The organism is Pseudomonas putida (genome assembly GCF_050989985.1).
GTDB classification, from domain to species: Bacteria; Pseudomonadota; Gammaproteobacteria; order Pseudomonadales; family Pseudomonadaceae; genus Aquipseudomonas; species Aquipseudomonas putida_AI.
The window spans coordinates 2,383,287-2,400,338 of record NZ_CP158815.1 but is presented as its reverse complement, the minus strand read 5'-3'; the positions used below and the strand labels follow the sequence as shown (position 1 = coordinate 2,400,338).

Below are 17,052 nucleotides of genomic sequence, written 5' to 3'. Positions count from 1 at the left end.
ACTGTCAGACCCCGTTTAACATTAATTTGGAAAAGCTGTTCCTGATATTAACTCTGCTGCCTTTGATCTCGAAGGTCCTCGCAATTCAAAAGGCCGACTCTCTTGTCGTCGTACTTCCCTACTTTATCGGAGGAATTTTTATCATCGCTGCGGCGCAACCATTCGAAAGCGAATATTGATCTCATTGGAAACGACTGTATCGGCCCACTCGCCCTCGCCGATCTTGAAATCATTGCGCTTGAGTGTCAGCTCGCCATCGAAAATGCCAATGGTGTTTTCCGCTTTCAATAACACCGGCACCGTCACTTCCCGTGTGAGTCCCCGAAGGGTGAGATTGCCGGTGATCTGGTAGCGGTTGTTGCCCAGATTCTTGAATCGGCTCGATTCAAAGGTCGCCACCGGGTAGGTGGCGGTGTCAAACCAGGCAGGCTTTTGCAATTCGGTATTGGCGTCTTCACTGCCGGCATCGATGCTGTTCAGTTCGATGGTCAGTTTGGCGTGGGCCGCCTCGGGCTGGGCGGTGTCGAAATCGAGGTCGCCTTCAAACTTGCCGAAGGTGCCGTACACCCTCGACCCCATCTGGTTATAGGTGAAACTGATGGTGCTGGCCCTGGAATTGACGTCGCTGTATTCGACCGCATGGGCGCCAGGCAAGGCATTGAGTGCAACGAGGGCGATCAATGCAGTGAAACGCTGGAATCTGGGGCTCATGGAACACTCCGGGCCGGGCGCCCTGATGGGTTGAAGTGCTGAACACACGCAGCCAATGACAGGAGGACTAAAGCAAAGAACGGCTGTTTGTGCCAGCTGAACGTCGCCTTGGCCCTCACCGCTCGCTGGCACCCGCCTCGCGCTGCCACGCCCGCTGTAACAGATCGATGACTTCCCGGTCTGACGTCTGGGAAAAATCCACGTACCAGTGCCCGATCGAGGTGAACCACTCCGGGTACAGCGGGCACACCAGCTCGTCCACTTCCCCGCGCAGCGCCTCGGCCGTTTCAACCGGCGCCACCGGCACCGCCACCACGATGCGTGACGGTGCCTGCGCCCGCACTGCCCGGATCGCCGCCCGCATCGAGGCGCCGGTGGCCAGGCCGTCGTCGATCAGGATCACCACCTGCTCCTTGAGCTGCAACGGCGCACGCGAGCCGCGATACACCTGCTCGCGCCGCAGCAGCTCCTGGCTTTCCCGGGCGACCACCGCGTCGAATCCAGCCTTATCGATCGGGTGCATGCGCAACGCCTCCTCATTGCGAATCTGCACGCCCCCGCTGGCAATCGCGCCCATGGCGTACTCCGGGCGGGACGGTACACCAAGCTTGCGCACCAGCATCAGGTCAAGACGGACGCCCAGCGCCGTGGCCACTTCATAGGCCACCGGCACCCCGCCACGGGGCAGGGCCAGCAGGATCACATCGGAGCGATGGGCGTAATGCTGCAAAAGCTCCACCAGGCGCCGGCCGGCGTCCGGGCGATCCTGCAGGATAGAATGCGATAAAGGGCTCACTGAAAACCTCCCCAGGCGATCAGGCCTGTCGGTCAACACCTTCGCCCACAATTTTGCGCCGGGAACACAAAAACCACACCCACCACAAAATCACTGTAGGAGCGAGCCTGCTCGCGATGAGGCCAGTCCAGTCAACCCTGAACCGCGCCAGAATGGCTGCGAAACCTCCTACACCAACCGCTCAATCTTCTGATGCTGCCACACCAGTTTGTAATACAACGTCTGCAACGCCAGCATCCCCAGATACGCCACCGGAAACGCCATCCACACCCCTTGCAGGCCGAACCGCGCATCCAGCAGGTAAGCCACCGGCAACTGCACGCCCACCACGCAGACAATCGAAATCCCCACCGGCACCATCACCGTGCCGCTGGCGCGCATGATGCCGCCGATGATCGCCTGGAAGCCGAACACCAACAGGCTCCAGAGCATGATGTGCAGCAGGTGATCGGCCATGGTCAGCGTCGCTTCCTCGGTGAGGAACGAACCCAGCAGCCAGTGCGACAGCAAGTACCCCAACACCACCAGGCCGCCGGTCAGACACACATTGATCATCAAGCCCGTGCGCAGGATCGCACCGATGCGCTCGATCCGCCCTGCCCCGATCGCCTGCGCACCGAGGATCGACGCCGTGATGGCAATCGACAGCGCCGGGAACTGCACGTAATTGACGATTTGCGTGACCGCACCGTAGGCCGCCGTCGCCTGGGAACCGTGCTGGTTCACCAGCGCCAGGATCACCAGCTCCGACAGCGACAACACCACCATCTGCAAGCCGGTGGGCAAACCGATGCGCAGCACTTTGCCGAGGATCGCCCAATCGAGCTTCATGGCCGCGAAAAACTCCCGGTCCGGCGCCATCGGATGCCCCTTGCGAATCAGCCGCCACGCCAGCCAGCCCATCGCCGCGAGGTTGCCCGCCAGCCCGGCGAACGCCGCACTCTGAATCCCCAGTGGGGGAATGCCCAACCAGCCACGAATCAACGCCGGCGTGAGCGCCAGGCCGATCACGGTCGACACCAGCAGCGCCAGCAACGGCGACAGCGTGTCACTCACCCCGCGCAGCAACTGCGTGAACAACACAAACACCAACAGCGACGGCATGAACCACAACATCACATGGGCATACGCCACCGCGTCGTCCAGCACATCCCCGGGCGTGCCCAGGCCCATCAACGAAGGCCGCGCAAACACACTGCCCACCACCGCCGCCACCAGTCCGATCAACACCCCCAACAACAAGGTCGCACCGGCAATCGCCTTCACCAGATGCGTCTCCCGCGCGCCCCACGCCTGCCCGATCAAAACGCCAGCGCCCGCACCAAGGCCAATCACCAGGGCGATGAAAAAGAAAATGATCGGGAACATCCCGGACACTGCCGCCAGCGCCTGGGTGCCGAGCATCTGCCCGATGTAAATGCTGTTGACCGTGCCGGACATGGATTGCAGGAAGTTCGACAGCACCATGGGCGCGAGGAAAAGCAGGTAGGTTTTCCAGAGGGGGCGTTGGGATTGGGCGGGGTTTTGCATGGGATAGAGGTCCATCTCGACGGCAGGGGTGCGAATAGAGGATAGCTTCGGCGAGATGTGCCCGAGGGGCAATGAGCATTTGTGGGGCGTGTTTAAAGTTTCATTGAAGTGATGTGAAAGATCCGGGATTTCATCAGCCTGGTCTTACATGAAGCTCGGAATGCCTCACCTGTTTTTGTTGATTGAACGCGGCTTATAGTCCGCCCCGTCGCCCTATTGGCGATTCGGGTTTGGCGACTCGAGTTACAGAGAATGCGAAGGCTACCCGCTTCATTGCAGGTATCATCGCACCCGCAAAGCCGCTGTCATGGCGGCTGTGCGCGGGAGACCCTCGGGTCTGCCGGTTTTCTCTGTGCCGGTTCGCCAACCTGCGCACGGCCGCCACCCAATCGTTTGGCGACGACTGAGTAGCGGCTTTAAGCAATCAAACAGAGACCTTCAATATGAATCGATACATCCCCCTCACCGGAATCGACCTGGTTCCGGCCTCCCTGCTCATCGACACCCACGCCCCACTCGACGTCCTGCAAGCCACTGCGGATTACCGTATTCGCGCGGTGACTCAAGTGTTGGAGAACATCGCCTTCCGTGCCGAGATTGGCTGCGACACGGTGGTGTTGTCGGACTTTTCCAAATTGCTGGCCATTCCGTTGCGTGATGGCTGTGATTTGATGGATGTGATTGGGCGGCGCTTGCGAGCGCAGGCGGTGGAGTAAATGAAAACGGGCGCCAAGGCGCCCGTTTCTTGTTGATCATCGCCTCTTAAAGAGGCAGACACTTGGTAATGTCAATCGAAGGTATATTTACCCTCTACCATGAATGTCGGTTCTCTCCAGTTAGGCCCCCTCACCACTCCAACGCCACTCAAATTTACAAAACCAGCTTCATGCATTTTTCTCAGGAGATTTAATAACCCCATGTTGTCTCCCACATGTGCCCAACCAGCCATATTATAAAGTCTGTCCACTCGAGGCAGTGAGGTTCCCAGTTCATTTTTCGTCAGAAACAAAATTACTTCCATGGGTTCTTCCTCGAGCACGATAGTTCCTATGACGCTCATCGTTTTGTTCCTCCCATTTCTTTGTACTCTCTGTCAGCTTGTTTTTTTTCTGCAGCTAAAGCTTCGGACGTATAGAGCAACTCAAAATCATCTTTTAGCTTGTAGTCTTCCAGCGTTGCGGCATGAGCATTGTTCCAAGTAACACCCTGATCATTCGGCTTTACACCGTCTGCCACACCTAATGCCCTGAAACGTTCTAGCTCTCTCAGTTCATGAGTATAGAAACGTTTATCGATAGCCGTAACTACTAATTTACCTTGGAGAATTTTTTCCAAACGCTCAATCATGATGGCATTGGCATCCGATGGTCCGAATCTGCCCGTATGCAATTTCACTAGATCAACACCCACTTGCGTAACGGTGGCATTAGTCCAATTCAAATCCAGAATTTGGCCTCCGGCCTTGGCGGGATTGAACAGACGACCGCTGTACTTTCCTCTCGTGGTAGCCCCCTCATAAGGACTATTGAAAACAACATAGATTGGCGGCAATCCACTGCTGATCGGAAAGCAGTAAATACAATCCCTGAAGTCTGGCAACTTCAAAGCAGGCAAAGTTTCGGGCTGCACGAGTATTGGCAACAGTTCAACGCCAGTGTAATGCGGTACTTCCACTGGTCTGACAGGTGAAGTTGTCGAACTGTTATCCCAGTGGATAATGGGAAAACCGAGGGTGATGGGCGGTGTGTCGGCGGAGGTGAAACTGTAGCTGTTAGTTTTCTGGTCGAACTCCATCGCCCGAACTGGCACCGCTGGCGAAATGCTCCCTCCCACCGGTGTTGCAACGAGTGAGTATTGGCCACGGTCGCCATAAATACGATAGGGAAGATCGATGGTTCCTTCGACAGCGGCGATTTCATTCAGGTTAGTCGATGCACCTGGCAAAACTGCACTACCAGATAGTTTGAGAACAGTTTGAGGATAGCGCTCGCCATTTCCCAGTTCGGGTGAGTAGAGCAAAGTACCGATTCCTACGGCTGTCGCTCGACTGAGAAGTGCTTCTCCCAACCCTGCCAACAACAGAGTGCCTTTACGGATTACCGCCTCGAAGGTCCAACCGCCCGCGTGTTGGAGCGAAGCGGCACCCGCCACAGTTACCACTTGTGCGGCTTGACTAAGGGTTAAATTAAAGTTGTAGGCAGTTTCACCTCTAGCCAAGGCAGAATGGATCGCAGCATCTATAGCTGGAGAAGCGTTCTCTAGAACGGAAACAGCCTCGACAAGGATTCGTTTAACGTAAGCGGCTGTCAGAGATCTCAGAAAATCTTCGTAATAGCCTAGGCGTTCTTCCTCGTGTTCTGCCGTATCCACACTAGCCGCGAATGCCTCGGCATTTTCCCTACTGTCCAACGACAATGGATCAACACCAAAAAAAATATTCGCTTCATGCCAACTCCTATTCATTCTAACTTGCTGCAGAAGCTCGACAATAATCACTTTCTTTTTTATTGCGCACTCCAGCTCATTGCATGAATTACTATCAGCAACTAAGTTTATGCGCCTTTCTATTTCATTTCGCACACCCGTCGTGCCATTCGAAAAAGCACTTCCTATCTGATCTTGCACCGAACGCCCTATAGCGACCAACTTTGAGTATGCATTACGCTGTTGATCGATAGTTTCAATACGATGAGCCAAAGTAACCGCTGGGAGAGTTCCATCCCAATTTAGAGCGCTGTCAAAATCTGAAGGAATTCCTGAGTATTCCTTATGTGGGTTGAGCAGAACATTCGACGATTTCAAAGGCGGTGGAGAAGCGTTGGATTTTTGCATGCAGCATCCCTTGCAATAATTTGAATTCCATGTGAATTGAAGCCGCCGATTTATGCCGCAACAACGGAACCCTATCAACAGCAAATTGTTTACCGCGTATGCCATGTTTAGAGATGGGCATACTTCAATACCAATCACTGCCGCCAGTAAAATTCCTACATAAAAAATTCCGATTTCAAGCGGATAATTTGGTGCACGTTGTAGGGATCAATAACTGTTGCCCGGACTTGCTCAGCAGCAAAACACATACAACCGATCTACCTCTGGTTCAGAAAACAAAGAGATGGTTGCGATTTGATGGATGCGATTGGACGACGTCTTCGGGCGCAGGTGGCGGAGTGAACAAAACCTGCAGCCTTGATGGCATCCTTTTTTTTGCGGGTTGAAATTACGCATTTACTTGCTAAATCGACCCACAAAGCCTGCGCCGGTTACCAATACCTGATGAATAAAAATGTGCAGAAAACTCAGGTTCAACAGGTCGATAACTTGAATTAATCCCAATAAAATCAGATGTATACAAAGAATCTAAATGTGAAATTAAATGTGAAGAAAATCGTCTACCTGTAGGAGCGAGCTTGCTCGCGATGACCGTGAACGATAACGCGCAAATCAGACGTCCTGCAGCCCCCTGGATTTCTGACGAACCCAAAATGCCCGGCCTGATCAGCCGGGCTTTTCGTATCACCGAGTCCCCCGGCAATACGTTTGCCTGCCAGCCTCTGCACCGAATTCGCGAGCAGGCTCGCATGCCAGCGTCCAGATCTCTTTCTTACTTCGGCGAATTGCGAGGATCATCCTGTTTATCGATGTACTCGATCCCCAACGGCCCGGTCCCGTAGACCTGGGAGATGTATTCCCCTGATCTGGCCCAATGGAAATGCGGGGTGTTGGCCGGCAGGATCACTACGCTGCCTGGGCCGTAGGCAACCAGTTTGTCGGGGTCGAAAACCGTGCCGAAACCGATGTAGAAAACACCGGACATGACGGTGTAGATGCGATTTTCAGGATGGACATGGGGCATCAGCTTGATGCCGTTGGGGACTTTGACGCGTACCACGTAAGGCGCCGGTTTGCTCGGGTCGCCGGCGATGACAGCGAGTTTTACTTCTTTCGGGAAGGCGGGAAAGCTGCGCCATTCCACGTCTTCGTTATGCAGAGAACCCGTTTTATCCAGTGGCAATGGCTCTGCCTGGGCCAAGGGGATGGCTGCGCTGGCGGCAAGCAATGCTGTCAGGCCTGCGGTTTTAAACATGTTTTTGTTCATCAAAGACCCCTACTCCGTCACTCATACGAAACCGTTTGGTTCACTGTATTAGTGATCGCCAAGGATGATAACGATGGGGTGGCGCAATACAGTTGATACGCAATGTAATCAACGGTCTGACCGCATTTCCCTCTGTAGGAGCGAGCTTGCTCGCTCCTACAGTGTTCTGTGCCGAACCGGGGATTTGGGTACACAGCCAATCCCCCTGTAGGAGCGAGCCTGCTCGCGATGGTTGCCAATACACCGCATTTCTCCAGACAGCCCGCGTCATCGTTGGCGTCCATCGCGAGCAGGCTCGCTCCCACAGGGGTCGCGTTCGCAGGTACTGAGTGCATCATCACGGCCACGAGCGGTGCGCCGTTCGTTCTATCAATGCCGTCGATGTTCGCAATCACGTCAATCAAGTTCTATTGAAAAGCTTGCGGGGTAACAATTGCTCCATACCAACCAAGAACACCCTCGGAGCACACGATCATGAAACGCCAAACCATCCTCAGCATCGCTTTCTCGGTTTTCGCAGTTAACGCTTTCGCCGCTACCTCCGTTCAACCCGTGGTCGCTGAAGGCGGCTCGGATCGTCTGATCGAAAGCCGTGTGGCTGAAGGTGGTTCCGATCGCCTGCAACAGAATCGTGTTGCAGAAGGTGGCGCTGATCGCCTGCTGGAAAAACGTAACGCAGTAGCTGCCGATGGTTCGGATCGTTTGAAAGGCAACGAAGTGGCCGCTGACGGCTCTGACCGCCTGCAAGGCAACACTGTCGCCGCCGATGGCTCCGACCGCCTGCAAGGCAACACAGTCGCCGCTGACGGCTCCGACCGCCTGCAAGGCAACACCGTTGCCGCCGATGGCTCCGACCGCCTGCAAGGCAACACCGTCGCTGCCGATGGCTCTGACCGCCTGCAAGGCAACACCGTGGCCGCCGACGGTTCCGACCGCCTGCACGGCAACACTGTCGCCTGAAGACTTCGCTTCACCGCAACACCCACAAAAAGCCCGGTCTGATCAGCCGGGCTTTTTCATTTTTACTGGCAGCACCCCTTCCCGATCCGACAAAAACACGATGCCTTGATCTCCACATCCGCTCGCGCCATGGCCAGGTTGAGCCGCACTTGCGCAGCCGCCGCTTCCACTTCGCGCCCCAGTCGTTTCAGACACTCCACATACCCATGCAGGCTCCACACGTTGTCCAGATGCCAGGACGCGCGGCTGAGGGTGTTGTCCAGGCCGAGGTCGGCGCTGTAGGCGTGCAAGGCTTCTTCCACCCTGCCCTGTTCCAGCAGCACCGCGCCCAGTGCGTGACGCACCGGTTGCATCCAGCCCCAGGGCTCGTCATAGGGCAAGTGATCGTCCAGCGATTGCGCCTCGCGCAGGTGGGCGAAGGCTTCGTCGACGTTGCCTTTGCGGTACTCGATTTCGCCGCGCAGCATGCCGGCCGCCACCGCCAGGATGTCGTTGCATTTATTGTTGAAGAGGTAGCGCGTGTCCGGCACCCGGGCCCAGGCTTCCAGAAACAGGTGATGCTCGTTTTCGGCGGCAGCGACTTGCCCGCAGGCGGCGTGGGCCACGCCCTTGGCGTAATGCAGCATGGCGGTGGTCACGCAGTACAGCGCCTGGTCTTCAGGCAGCGGTGTGGCGAGGATGTCGGGCCATTTGCCGAAACGGATCTGTACGTGGACCTTCATCGATACGAAGCTTTCCAGCCAGTCGGCCATGGGCGGTTGCTCCACGCGCAGCAGTTCTTCCTTGATGGTTTCGCTCAATTGTTCGGCGGCGTCCAGGGCCGGTCGATATTGGCCGAGGAACATCGCCGAGTAGAGTTTGAAGTGGTAGTTGTGGCTGCGGTACAGCGTGTAAAAGTTGATCGGCCCTTCCTGCGCCAGGTATTGGCTGTCGGCCTGGATCGCCCGGTGATTGGTGATCATGGCCCCGCGGTAATCGCCGCAGAGCACGTCGATGTGCGACGGCATATGGCGCAGGTGACCGGCGTCCGGCACCAGGTCGCGCAGCAGATCGCCAGCGCGCAAGGCCCGCTCCGGATACGGCGACATCTCCATCGTGTGCAGGTACATATGCAGCACGCCGGGGTGTGGCTCGGCGCCCTGTTGCTCCATGTGTTGCAGGGCCCGTTCGAGCACGGCCACGGTCTCCAGGGTATCGGCGCCGGCTGCCGGCTCACCGGTTTTCAAATCCCACAACTGCCAGGGCGTGCAGTCGATCAGGGCTTCGGCGAACAGCGCGACCACGTCGGGGTCATCGGGGAAGGCGTTGTAGACATCGCGCATGGACGTCGCATAGGCATCGTTCCAAGTGAAAAGCTCTTCAACGCTGGCGGCCTCTTCGGCCTGGTAGCGCTGCTGGATTGCGCGGATCAGTGCCTGTTCCACCGGCGTTGCGCCGTCGAGATGCACCAGGGCGATTTGCGTGGCCAATCGGGCCTGGGCCACGGCTTCTTTCAGCTCGCGTTCGATGAAGGCGTCCCAGCGCTTGTTGTAGTTGGGACCCGAGGCATAGGCGATGCCCCAGTAGGCCATCGCGCAATTGCGGTCGTGCTTTAGGGCTTCCTGGAAACAGCGGATGGATTCGTCGTGGTTGTAGCCGTAGCACCACATCAGTCCACGGTCGAACCAGAGCTGGGCTTGCGGCGAACGGGTCGTCACCGGACGGCTGTAGGTGCCCAAATCGTAATAGTCGTGCATCGGTTTATCCTCTCGACCAGAGCATGAAACCTGCGAAGCACCAGCATACCCCCGCCCCGGTGGCCAGTCGTTGCAGCCGACGACATGCCGCGTCAGCGCCGCCCGACCCTCTCAACCCCTGCCCGTCAACCCCAGGCCCGGGCAGCCCTGTCATCGCGCGCGAAACGCATTGCGTATTCCTTGGGACTGACTCCCAGACGTCGGACGAAGGCTTTGCGCAGCACATCGATGCTGTTGTAGCCGCATCGGCGCGCGATCTCCTCCATCGAGCGCCCTCCCATCTCGAACGCCCGGCACGCGGCCTCCAGTCGAACATCCTCGACATACTTCGCCGGTGTGGTTTTCAGGTCTCGCGCAAACATGCGAATCAAGGTTCTGACGCTGGTCGACATCTGGTCGGCGAGAATCTCGACCGTCAGTTCCGTGTGCAAGTGCTCGCTGATCCAGACGCACAACTCATCCAGGCTCGAACCGCTCGTATGCTGGGATTGCAGGGTCACGCTGAACTGAGCCTGGCCACCCGGACGACGCAGGAACAGGACCAGGTTCTTCGCGATGTCCATCGCGATCCCGCTCCCAAGGTCCTCGCTGACCAGGGCCAGCGCCAGATCGATGCCAGCCGAGATGCCTGCCGAGGTATAGATATTGCCGTCCTTGATCCAGATCGGGTTGGCATCGACCTTGACCCCGGGATAACGCTCGGCCAACAGGTGTGCCGCCCCCCAGTGGGTGGTCGCCCGACGCCCCTCCAGGAGCCCGGCGCCTGCCAGGGCAAACGCGGCGACGCAGATCGAACACACGCGGCGTACGTTCGCCGACCGCTCGCGTATCCAGGCCACTGCCTCGCGGTCCGGGTCGGTCGCCGAGTCCCAGCCGGTGGCGACGATCAGGGTGTCGATGGGTTTGCCGTCCAGGCGCTCCTGCGCAAGGGTTTTGTGGGCGACCAGGCCAATGCCGGTAGCGCTTTGCAGATGAACGTCGGCCGCAGAAGACACCAGTTCAAGCTGGTAAGGCGCCACCTCGCCGCCATACAGGCGGTTGGCAACGGTAAAGACCTCCGCCGGGCCGATGACGTCGAGCGCGTCCACCGGGTTCAAGCCCAGGATCACCACGCGTTTTTGCGCCTGGCTGACGCGCCGCGAACGGCTGCTCGATGTTTTCTTCACGGATGGATCCTCAATCGAAGGGCGTGAATGTTTGACCACTGAATCACTCTGGCACAAATCAACCGTAAATAGTCATTTTGGACATTGGTGAGTCTTTAAAGTGGAGACAGGTCAACTTCACTTGGTAAGCCCACATGATTACCCCAGTTGCTATCGGCGGCATCATCGCCCCGGACTCCGAACTCACCCGCAAGGCGGCATCGCTCGTTGATCGGGTCCACTCCAGAGCGATCCGCAATCACGTGCACCGCACATGGTGGTTCGCCGATTTCCTCGGTCAGCGTCGTGGTCTGAAGTACGACCGCGAAACTGTCTATCTCGCGGCACTGCTGCATGACCTGGGGCTCACCGACGAATTCTGCGCCGACCAGCGTTTTGAAGTCGATGGTGCTGATGCGGCCAGCCGGTTCCTGCTATCGAACGGCTACTCGCAAGAGAAAGCGGAGCTGGTCTGGGATGCCATCGCCCTTCACTCCAGCGCCGGTATCGCCGACCGCAAGCAGGCGGAAATCGCCCTGATCTACATGGGGGCACACGTCGATGTGATGGGCCTGTTCATGGAGCAAATCACCCCCTCGCTGATCGACGACACGCTCGCGCTGTATCCCCGCGTCGGCATGAAAGCCGCGTTTGCCCAGGCGGTGGCCGAAGTGGCCAGGAAAAAACCGCATACCGCCATCGGTACCGGGCTGGCGGATGTCGGGCGCCGGCATATTCATGGGTTCGATTGCCCGAACGTGTGCGACCTGATCGACAACGCGCCATTCGACAGTTGAGCGGCAACGCCGCGTCGTTTGCAGGTAACCGGAATTCAGGAGCAAGTGGACCAGGCGGACGGTGGTTTAAGGCAATTGTCAGGAGCCTGAGCTCCGATTTCTTGAGAGGAATACGGTAATGAGCGAAGCAGAAATTCTTGTAAGCGGTGCAACCGGACGCACGGGTGGAGCTGCCATTGATGAGCTGCTCAGGATGGGCAAGCGCGTGCGGGCTTACGTCCGCTCGGACGACGAGCGAGCCGCAGCCCTGCGTGAGCGCGGGGTGGAGATTGCCATCGGCGACTTCACCGATATCGATGCGATCCGTGCGGCGATGGAAGGCATCCGCTCTGCCTATTTCCTCTATCCGCTGGCCTCGGGAATCGTCGAAGGCGCGGCGTATTTTGCCCAGGCGGCGAAGGAAGCCGGGGTACAGGCAATCGTCAACATGTCGCAGATCTCCGCGCGGCGAGAGTCCAGAAGCCATCTGGCCCGGGATCACTGGATCAGCGAACGGGTTTTCGACTGGTCGGGTGTACCGACAACGCACCTGCGTCCAACCTTCTTCGCCGACTGGCTGGTTTACCCGCACTTTGCGAAAGAAATCCGGGACACGAAAAAAATCGAATTCCCCTTCGAGAACGGTCGTCACGCACCGATCAGCAGCGACGACCAGGGACGCGTGATCGCCCATCTGCTGGCCAACCCCGCGGGGCACGAAGGCAGGATCTACAGCCTGCACGGCCCGGTCGAGATGGACCACGCCGGGATCGCTGCTGCCATGAGCGAGGTATTGGGTATGCCAATCCAGTACGCACCGATCTCGATCGAGGCGTTCAAACTGAAGATGGAGCAGCAATACCAGTTTCCATCGGCGCTGGTTCAACACCTGGTCGAAGTCGCTCAGGATTATCGCGAAGGCGTGTTTGCGGGGGTGAACGATGTGGTGGAGGACGTTACCGGCACGCCAGCGTTGACCGTGCAAGCGTTCATCGAAAAAAACCGGGACGCCTATGCGTGACTGACCGGCTCGCTCCCACAATGTTCTATGCCGAACCGGGAATTTGGGTACACAGCCAATCCCCTGTAGGAGCGAGCCTGCTCGCGATGATCGTCAATACACCGCATTTCTCCAAGACAGTCCGCGTCATCGTTGACGTCCATCGCGAGCAGGCTCGCTCCTACAGTGTTCTGTGCCGAACCGGGAATTTGGGTACACAGCCAATCCCCCTGTGGGAGCGAGCCTGCTCGCGATGATCGTCAATACACCGCATTTCTCCCAGACAGCCCGCGTCATCGTTGACGGCCATCGCGAGCAGGCTCGCTCCTACAATGTTCTGTGCCGAACTGGGAATTTGGGCACACAGCCAATCCCCTGTAGGAGCGAGCCTGCTCGCGATGGTTGCCAATACACCGCATTTCTCCAAGACAGTCCGCGTCATCGTTGGCGTCCATCGCGAGCAGGCTCGCTCCCACAGTGATCGCGTTCGCAGGTCCTGATGGCAACATCACAGCCACGAGCGGTGCGCCGCCCGTTCTATCAATGCCGTCGATGTTCGCAATCACGTCAATCAAGTTCTGTTGAAAAGCCTGCGGGGTAACAATTGCTCCATACCAACCTAGAACACCCCGGAGCACACGATCATGAAACGCCAAACCATCCTCAGCATCGCTTTCTCGGTTTTCGCAGTTAACGCTTTTGCCGCTACCTCCGTTCAACCCGTAGTCGCTGAAGGCGGCTCGGATCGTCTGATCGAAAGCCGTGTGGCTGAAGGTGGTTCTGACCGCCTGCAACAGAATCGTGTTGCAGAAGGTGGCGCTGATCGCCTGCTGGAAAAACGTAACGCAGTAGCTGCCGATGGTTCGGATCGTTTGAAAGGCAACGAAGTGGCCGCTGACGGCTCCGATCGCCTGCAAGGCAACACCGTCGCCGCCGATGGCTCTGACCGCTTGCAAGGCAACACCGTAGCCGCCGATGGCTCCGACCGCCTGCAAGGCAACACCGTCGCCGCCGATGGTTCCGACCGCCTGCAAGGCAACACCGTCGCTGCCGATGGTTCCGACCGCCTGCAAGGCAACACCGTCGCCGCCGATGGTTCTGACCGCCTGCAAGGCAACACCGTCGCCGCCGACGGCTCCGACCGCCTGCAAGGCAACACTGTCGCCTAACCCCTTCGCATCACTGCAACACCCACAAAAAAGCCCGGTCTGATCAGCCGGGCTTTTTTGTGTCCGTGAATCGGGCAATCAGCGCCTGATCACATGTTCAAGCACCACTTCCAGCGGGTGACGCAGTTGCACGTCGGCCTGCCGCTTGACCTGGCTGCGGCACGAGTAACCCGTGGCCAGTGCCTCTCCCTCTTTATCCAGTTTGTCCGCCCATGACTGTTCGAAAATGGTCCGCGAGGTGTCCTGGTTGCGTGCTTCATGGCCATAGGTGCCGGACATGCCGCAGCATCCGGTCGCTTCGGTGACCAGCTTGAGGCCGATACGGGCAAACAGCTTTTCCCATTGCGCGGTGGCGGCCGGTGCATTGGTTTTTTCGGTGCAGTGCGCCAGCAGACGGAAGGTTCCGGTCGCGGGAACTTGCTGCTCAGGCAAGGCGTCGATGAGCCATTCCTGGGGCAGCAGGACCTTCGGGCAGTCCTCGATGCCGGGTACCTTCTGGTATTCCTGGCGATAGACCAGGGTCATCGCCGGGTCGAGGCCCACCAGCGGTACGCCGCAATCGGCCAGGGCCTTGAGCTGAGTGGCGTTACGGATCGCTGCCTTGGCGAAGGCGCCGAGGAAACCCTGCACGTGCAACGGCTTGCCGTTGGCGCTGTAAGGCGCCAGGAACACCCGATAGCCCAGTTGATGCGCCAGCTGTATGAAGTTCGCCAGCAACGGCGTTTCGAAGTAACGGGTGAAGGCATCCTGCACCAACACCACACTGCGTAAACGCTGGGCGGCACTGAGCTCGCGCAGGGCCGGCACGCTGGCCACCGCGACCTTGCAGGCAGTCAGGGTGGTTTGCAGGTTGTGGCGGTGGATCAACGGGCTGTCGAGCATGCCCACCTGCTGCTCCAGCAGGCGACTCACCCATTTCGAGCCGATCACCGCGTTGTACAGGCCCGGGGCCCGTGCCAAGTAAGGAATGGTGAACTCCAGCGAGCCGATCAGGTAGTCGCGCAGCGGGCGCTGATAACGACCGTGATACAGCTCCAGAAATCGCGAACGGAACTCCGGCACGTTGACCTTGATCGGGCACTGCCCTGCGCAGGATTTGCAAGCCAGGCAGCCAGCCATCGCGTCATAGACTTCATGGGAAAAATCCGCCTCGCCCCGCGAGCGCGACAGATTATTGCGCAACCGGGCGGGCAAGCCGCTCAACCAGGACAACTTGCCGCGCGCCACCTGCAACACATCGATATCCGCCGCACCTTGCAGGCGCAACCATTCGCGAATCAGCGACGCCCTGCCCTTCGGCGAATGCTGGCGTTCACGGGTGGCTTTCCACGACGGGCACATCGCATCGTTGGGGTCGTAGTTGTAGCAGGCGCCGTTGCCGTTGCAGTGCATGGCGGTGCCGAAGCTCTGCCAGACGCGTTCGTCGATTTGCCGATCCAGATCACCACGCAGGGTCACTTCATTGACCTTGAGCAAACCTTCGGCAGCGCCCGGCGGCGTGCAGATCTTGCCGGGGTTGAGCTGGTTGTGCGGATCGAAAGCGCCCTTGAGCGATTGCAGCGCCGGATACAGCTCGCCGAAGAAATCCGGCACGTATTCCGAACGCAGGCCCTTGCCGTGTTCGCCCCACAGCAGCCCGCCGTAGCGCCGCGTCAATTCGGCCACCGCGTCGGAAATCGGCTTGACCAGTGCGGCCTGGGCCGGGTCTTTCATGTCCAGTGCCGGGCGCACGTGCAACACGCCCGCATCGACGTGGCCAAACATGCCGTAGGTCAGGCCGTGGCCGTCGAGCAAGGCGCGGAATTCCGCGATGTAGTCGGCCAGACGCTCCGGCGGCACCGCGGTGTCCTCCACGAAAGGCTGCGGGCGAATTTCGCCCTCGACGTTGCCCAGAAGTCCCACCGAACGCTTGCGCATGCCGTACACGCGACCCACGGCCGCGGCGCCTTCGGCCAGGGTGTGGCCCAGCCGCTCGATCGTGGTGTCGGTCTGCAGATGCTCGACAAAGGCCGCCACGCGAGCGTTCACCTCTGCCACCTCGTCACCGCAGAACTCCACCAGGTTGATGCCCAGGGTCGGGCGCCCGGCATCGCTGGGGAAATACTCGGCGACGCTGTGCCAGACGATGTCTTTCATCGCCAGCATCAACACCCTGGAGTCCACGGTTTCGATCGACAGCGGCTTGTGCGCCAACAACGCATTGGCATCGTGCAACGCGTCCATGAAACTGCTGTAGCGCACGTTCACCAGCACCGAATATTTGGGAATCGGCAGCACGTTGAGCTTGGCTTCGACGATGTAGCCCAGCGAGCCTTCGGCCCCGCACAGCACGCTGTTGAGGTTGAAACGCCCCTGCTCATCGCGCAGGTGCGCCAGGTCGTAACCGGTCAGGCAGCGGTTGAGCTTGGGGAATACCGACTCGATCAGGTCGGCCTGGGTTTCCTGAATCTGCCGCGCCACGCGGTACACCTCGCCGATGCGCCCGGGCTGCGCGCACGCCGCTTGCAGCTCGGTGTCCGACAAGGGCCGGCTGTGCAGGCGATCGCCGCCGAGCAGCACGCTGTCCAACTCCAGCACATGGTCACGGGTCTTGCCGTAAGTGCAACTGCCCTGGCCACTGGCGTCGGTGTTGATCATGCCGCCGATGGTGGCGCGGTTAGAGGTCGACAGCTCCGGGGCGAAGAACAGCCCGTGCGGCTTGAGCGCGGCATTGAGCTGGTCCTTGACCACGCCCGCCTGCACCCGCACCCAGCGTTCGGCGACGTTGATTTCAAGGATGCGGTTCATGTGCCGCGACAGGTCGACCACGATGCCGTCGGTCAGCGACTGACCGTTGGTGCCCGTGCCACCGCCGCGAGGGGTCAGCTTGATGTGGCGAAAGCGCGGTTCGGCCATCAGGGTCGCGATGCGCGCGATGTCATCGGCGTCCAGGGGGAACACTGCCGCTTGCGGCAGGCGCTGATAAATCGAGTTGTCCGTCGCCAGTACCGTGCGGGTCGCGTAGTCGGCACTGAGCTGGCCCTGAAAGCCGCTGGCGCTCAGGGCTTGAAGAAATTCCGGGTAGAGGGCCGCGGGAGCAACGGCGGGCAACCGAGCAATCATCGAAGTCTGTTGGGTGGTCGATCTCATC

At 58.9% G+C, this 17,052-nt stretch carries 14 protein-coding genes; 5 read left to right on the top strand and 9 right to left on the bottom strand.

The genetic code is table 11. The features are described 5' to 3' along the window. Nucleotides 1-141: 141 nt before the first annotated feature. The 3 genes from ABTV29_RS11135 to ABTV29_RS11125 form a co-directional block, all read right to left on the bottom strand. Nucleotides 142-711 (bottom strand): YceI family protein, encoded by a 570-nt coding sequence (locus ABTV29_RS11135; protein WP_433770153.1) that lies wholly within the window; start codon nt 709-711, stop codon nt 142-144. Between the two features lie 115 nt (nt 712-826). Next, entirely contained in the window at nt 827-1,507 is a 681-nt protein-coding gene (locus ABTV29_RS11130; RefSeq protein WP_433770151.1) for a phosphoribosyltransferase, read from the bottom strand. A 168-nt stretch (nt 1,508-1,675) separates the two neighbouring features. Further along, on the bottom strand, nt 1,676-3,037 hold the full coding sequence (locus ABTV29_RS11125; RefSeq protein ID WP_433770150.1) for an MATE family efflux transporter: 1,362 nt from the start codon (nt 3,035-3,037) through the stop codon (nt 1,676-1,678). Between the two features lie 443 nt (nt 3,038-3,480). Between ABTV29_RS11125 and ABTV29_RS11120 the strand changes: the two genes are divergently transcribed. Next, entirely contained in the window at nt 3,481-3,753 is a 273-nt protein-coding gene (locus tag ABTV29_RS11120; RefSeq protein ID WP_433770149.1) for a hypothetical protein, read from the top strand. Between the two features lie 71 nt (nt 3,754-3,824). Here the strand turns inward: ABTV29_RS11120 and ABTV29_RS11115 are convergent, their stop codons facing one another. The 3 genes from ABTV29_RS11115 to ABTV29_RS11105 all read right to left on the bottom strand — a co-directional run bounded on the left by ABTV29_RS11115 (nt 3,825) and on the right by ABTV29_RS11105 (nt 7,124). Beyond that, nucleotides 3,825-4,058, bottom strand: a complete 234-nt coding sequence (locus ABTV29_RS11115; RefSeq protein WP_433770147.1) for a hypothetical protein — start codon at nt 4,056-4,058, stop codon at nt 3,825-3,827. A 35-nt stretch (nt 4,059-4,093) separates the two neighbouring features. Further along, nucleotides 4,094-5,869: an S-type pyocin domain-containing protein gene (locus ABTV29_RS11110; RefSeq protein ID WP_433770145.1), complete on the bottom strand. Its 1,776-nt coding sequence runs from the start codon at nt 5,867-5,869 to the stop codon at nt 4,094-4,096. 772 nt (nt 5,870-6,641) lie between these two features. Beyond that, nucleotides 6,642-7,124, bottom strand: a complete 483-nt coding sequence (locus ABTV29_RS11105; RefSeq protein WP_433770143.1) for a cupin domain-containing protein — start codon at nt 7,122-7,124, stop codon at nt 6,642-6,644. A gap of 486 nt (nt 7,125-7,610) precedes the next feature. Between ABTV29_RS11105 and ABTV29_RS11100 the strand changes: the two genes are divergently transcribed. After that, a complete protein-coding gene (locus ABTV29_RS11100) occupies nt 7,611-8,096 on the top strand; it encodes a hypothetical protein (protein ID WP_433770142.1) in 486 nt (161 codons plus the stop codon). 62 nt (nt 8,097-8,158) lie between these two features. Here the strand turns inward: ABTV29_RS11100 and ABTV29_RS11095 are convergent, their stop codons facing one another. Then, a complete protein-coding gene (locus ABTV29_RS11095; RefSeq protein WP_433770140.1) occupies nt 8,159-9,832 on the bottom strand; it encodes a tetratricopeptide repeat protein in 1,674 nt (557 codons plus the stop codon). A 125-nt stretch (nt 9,833-9,957) separates the two neighbouring features. Beyond that, the gene (locus tag ABTV29_RS11090) at nt 9,958-10,998 is read right to left on the bottom strand and encodes a GlxA family transcriptional regulator (RefSeq protein WP_433770138.1); all 1,041 of its coding nucleotides are present in this window, start codon (nt 10,996-10,998) and stop codon (nt 9,958-9,960) included. A 134-nt stretch (nt 10,999-11,132) separates the two neighbouring features. Here ABTV29_RS11090 and ABTV29_RS11085 point away from each other — a divergent pair, with 134 nt between their 5' ends. From ABTV29_RS11085 to ABTV29_RS11075, 3 genes are all read left to right on the top strand, one after another. Beyond that, nucleotides 11,133-11,774 carry an HD domain-containing protein gene (locus ABTV29_RS11085; RefSeq protein ID WP_433770136.1) on the top strand — a complete coding sequence of 214 codons (642 nt, stop codon included), beginning with the start codon at nt 11,133-11,135 and terminating at the stop codon, nt 11,772-11,774. A gap of 118 nt (nt 11,775-11,892) precedes the next feature. Further along, the gene (locus ABTV29_RS11080) at nt 11,893-12,774 is read left to right on the top strand and encodes an NmrA family NAD(P)-binding protein (RefSeq protein ID WP_433770134.1); all 882 of its coding nucleotides are present in this window, start codon (nt 11,893-11,895) and stop codon (nt 12,772-12,774) included. Between the two features lie 623 nt (nt 12,775-13,397). Next, nucleotides 13,398-13,922 carry a hypothetical protein gene (locus tag ABTV29_RS11075; RefSeq protein ID WP_433770132.1) on the top strand — a complete coding sequence of 175 codons (525 nt, stop codon included), beginning with the start codon at nt 13,398-13,400 and terminating at the stop codon, nt 13,920-13,922. A gap of 78 nt (nt 13,923-14,000) precedes the next feature. Here ABTV29_RS11075 and ydiJ read toward each other — a convergent pair whose 3' ends face one another. After that, nucleotides 14,001-17,024, bottom strand: a complete 3,024-nt coding sequence (gene ydiJ / locus ABTV29_RS11070) for a D-2-hydroxyglutarate dehydrogenase YdiJ (protein WP_433771833.1) — start codon at nt 17,022-17,024, stop codon at nt 14,001-14,003. Nucleotides 17,025-17,052 lie beyond the last annotated feature (28 nt).

What these genes read in the sequence shown, in the direction of transcription:
- ABTV29_RS11135 (WP_433770153.1), bottom strand. Translation starts at nt 711, where the DNA reads ATGAGCCCCAGATTCCAGCGTTTCACTGCATTGATCGCCCTCGTTGCA.
- ABTV29_RS11125 (WP_433770150.1), bottom strand. Translation starts at nt 3,037, where the DNA reads ATGCAAAACCCCGCCCAATCCCAACGCCCCCTCTGGAAAACCTACCTG.
- ABTV29_RS11120 (WP_433770149.1), top strand. Translation starts at nt 3,481, where the DNA reads ATGAATCGATACATCCCCCTCACCGGAATCGACCTGGTTCCGGCCTCC.
- ABTV29_RS11115 (WP_433770147.1), bottom strand. Translation starts at nt 4,058, where the DNA reads ATGGAAGTAATTTTGTTTCTGACGAAAAATGAACTGGGAACCTCACTG.
- ABTV29_RS11110 (WP_433770145.1), bottom strand. Translation starts at nt 5,869, where the DNA reads ATGCAAAAATCCAACGCTTCTCCACCGCCTTTGAAATCGTCGAATGTT.
- ABTV29_RS11105 (WP_433770143.1), bottom strand. Translation starts at nt 7,124, where the DNA reads ATGTTTAAAACCGCAGGCCTGACAGCATTGCTTGCCGCCAGCGCAGCC.
- ABTV29_RS11100 (WP_433770142.1), top strand. Translation starts at nt 7,611, where the DNA reads ATGAAACGCCAAACCATCCTCAGCATCGCTTTCTCGGTTTTCGCAGTT.
- ABTV29_RS11095 (WP_433770140.1), bottom strand. Translation starts at nt 9,832, where the DNA reads ATGCACGACTATTACGATTTGGGCACCTACAGCCGTCCGGTGACGACC.
- ABTV29_RS11085 (WP_433770136.1), top strand. Translation starts at nt 11,133, where the DNA reads ATGATTACCCCAGTTGCTATCGGCGGCATCATCGCCCCGGACTCCGAA.
- ABTV29_RS11080 (WP_433770134.1), top strand. Translation starts at nt 11,893, where the DNA reads ATGAGCGAAGCAGAAATTCTTGTAAGCGGTGCAACCGGACGCACGGGT.
- ABTV29_RS11075 (WP_433770132.1), top strand. Translation starts at nt 13,398, where the DNA reads ATGAAACGCCAAACCATCCTCAGCATCGCTTTCTCGGTTTTCGCAGTT.
- ydiJ (WP_433771833.1), bottom strand. Translation starts at nt 17,024, where the DNA reads ATGATTGCTCGGTTGCCCGCCGTTGCTCCCGCGGCCCTCTACCCGGAA.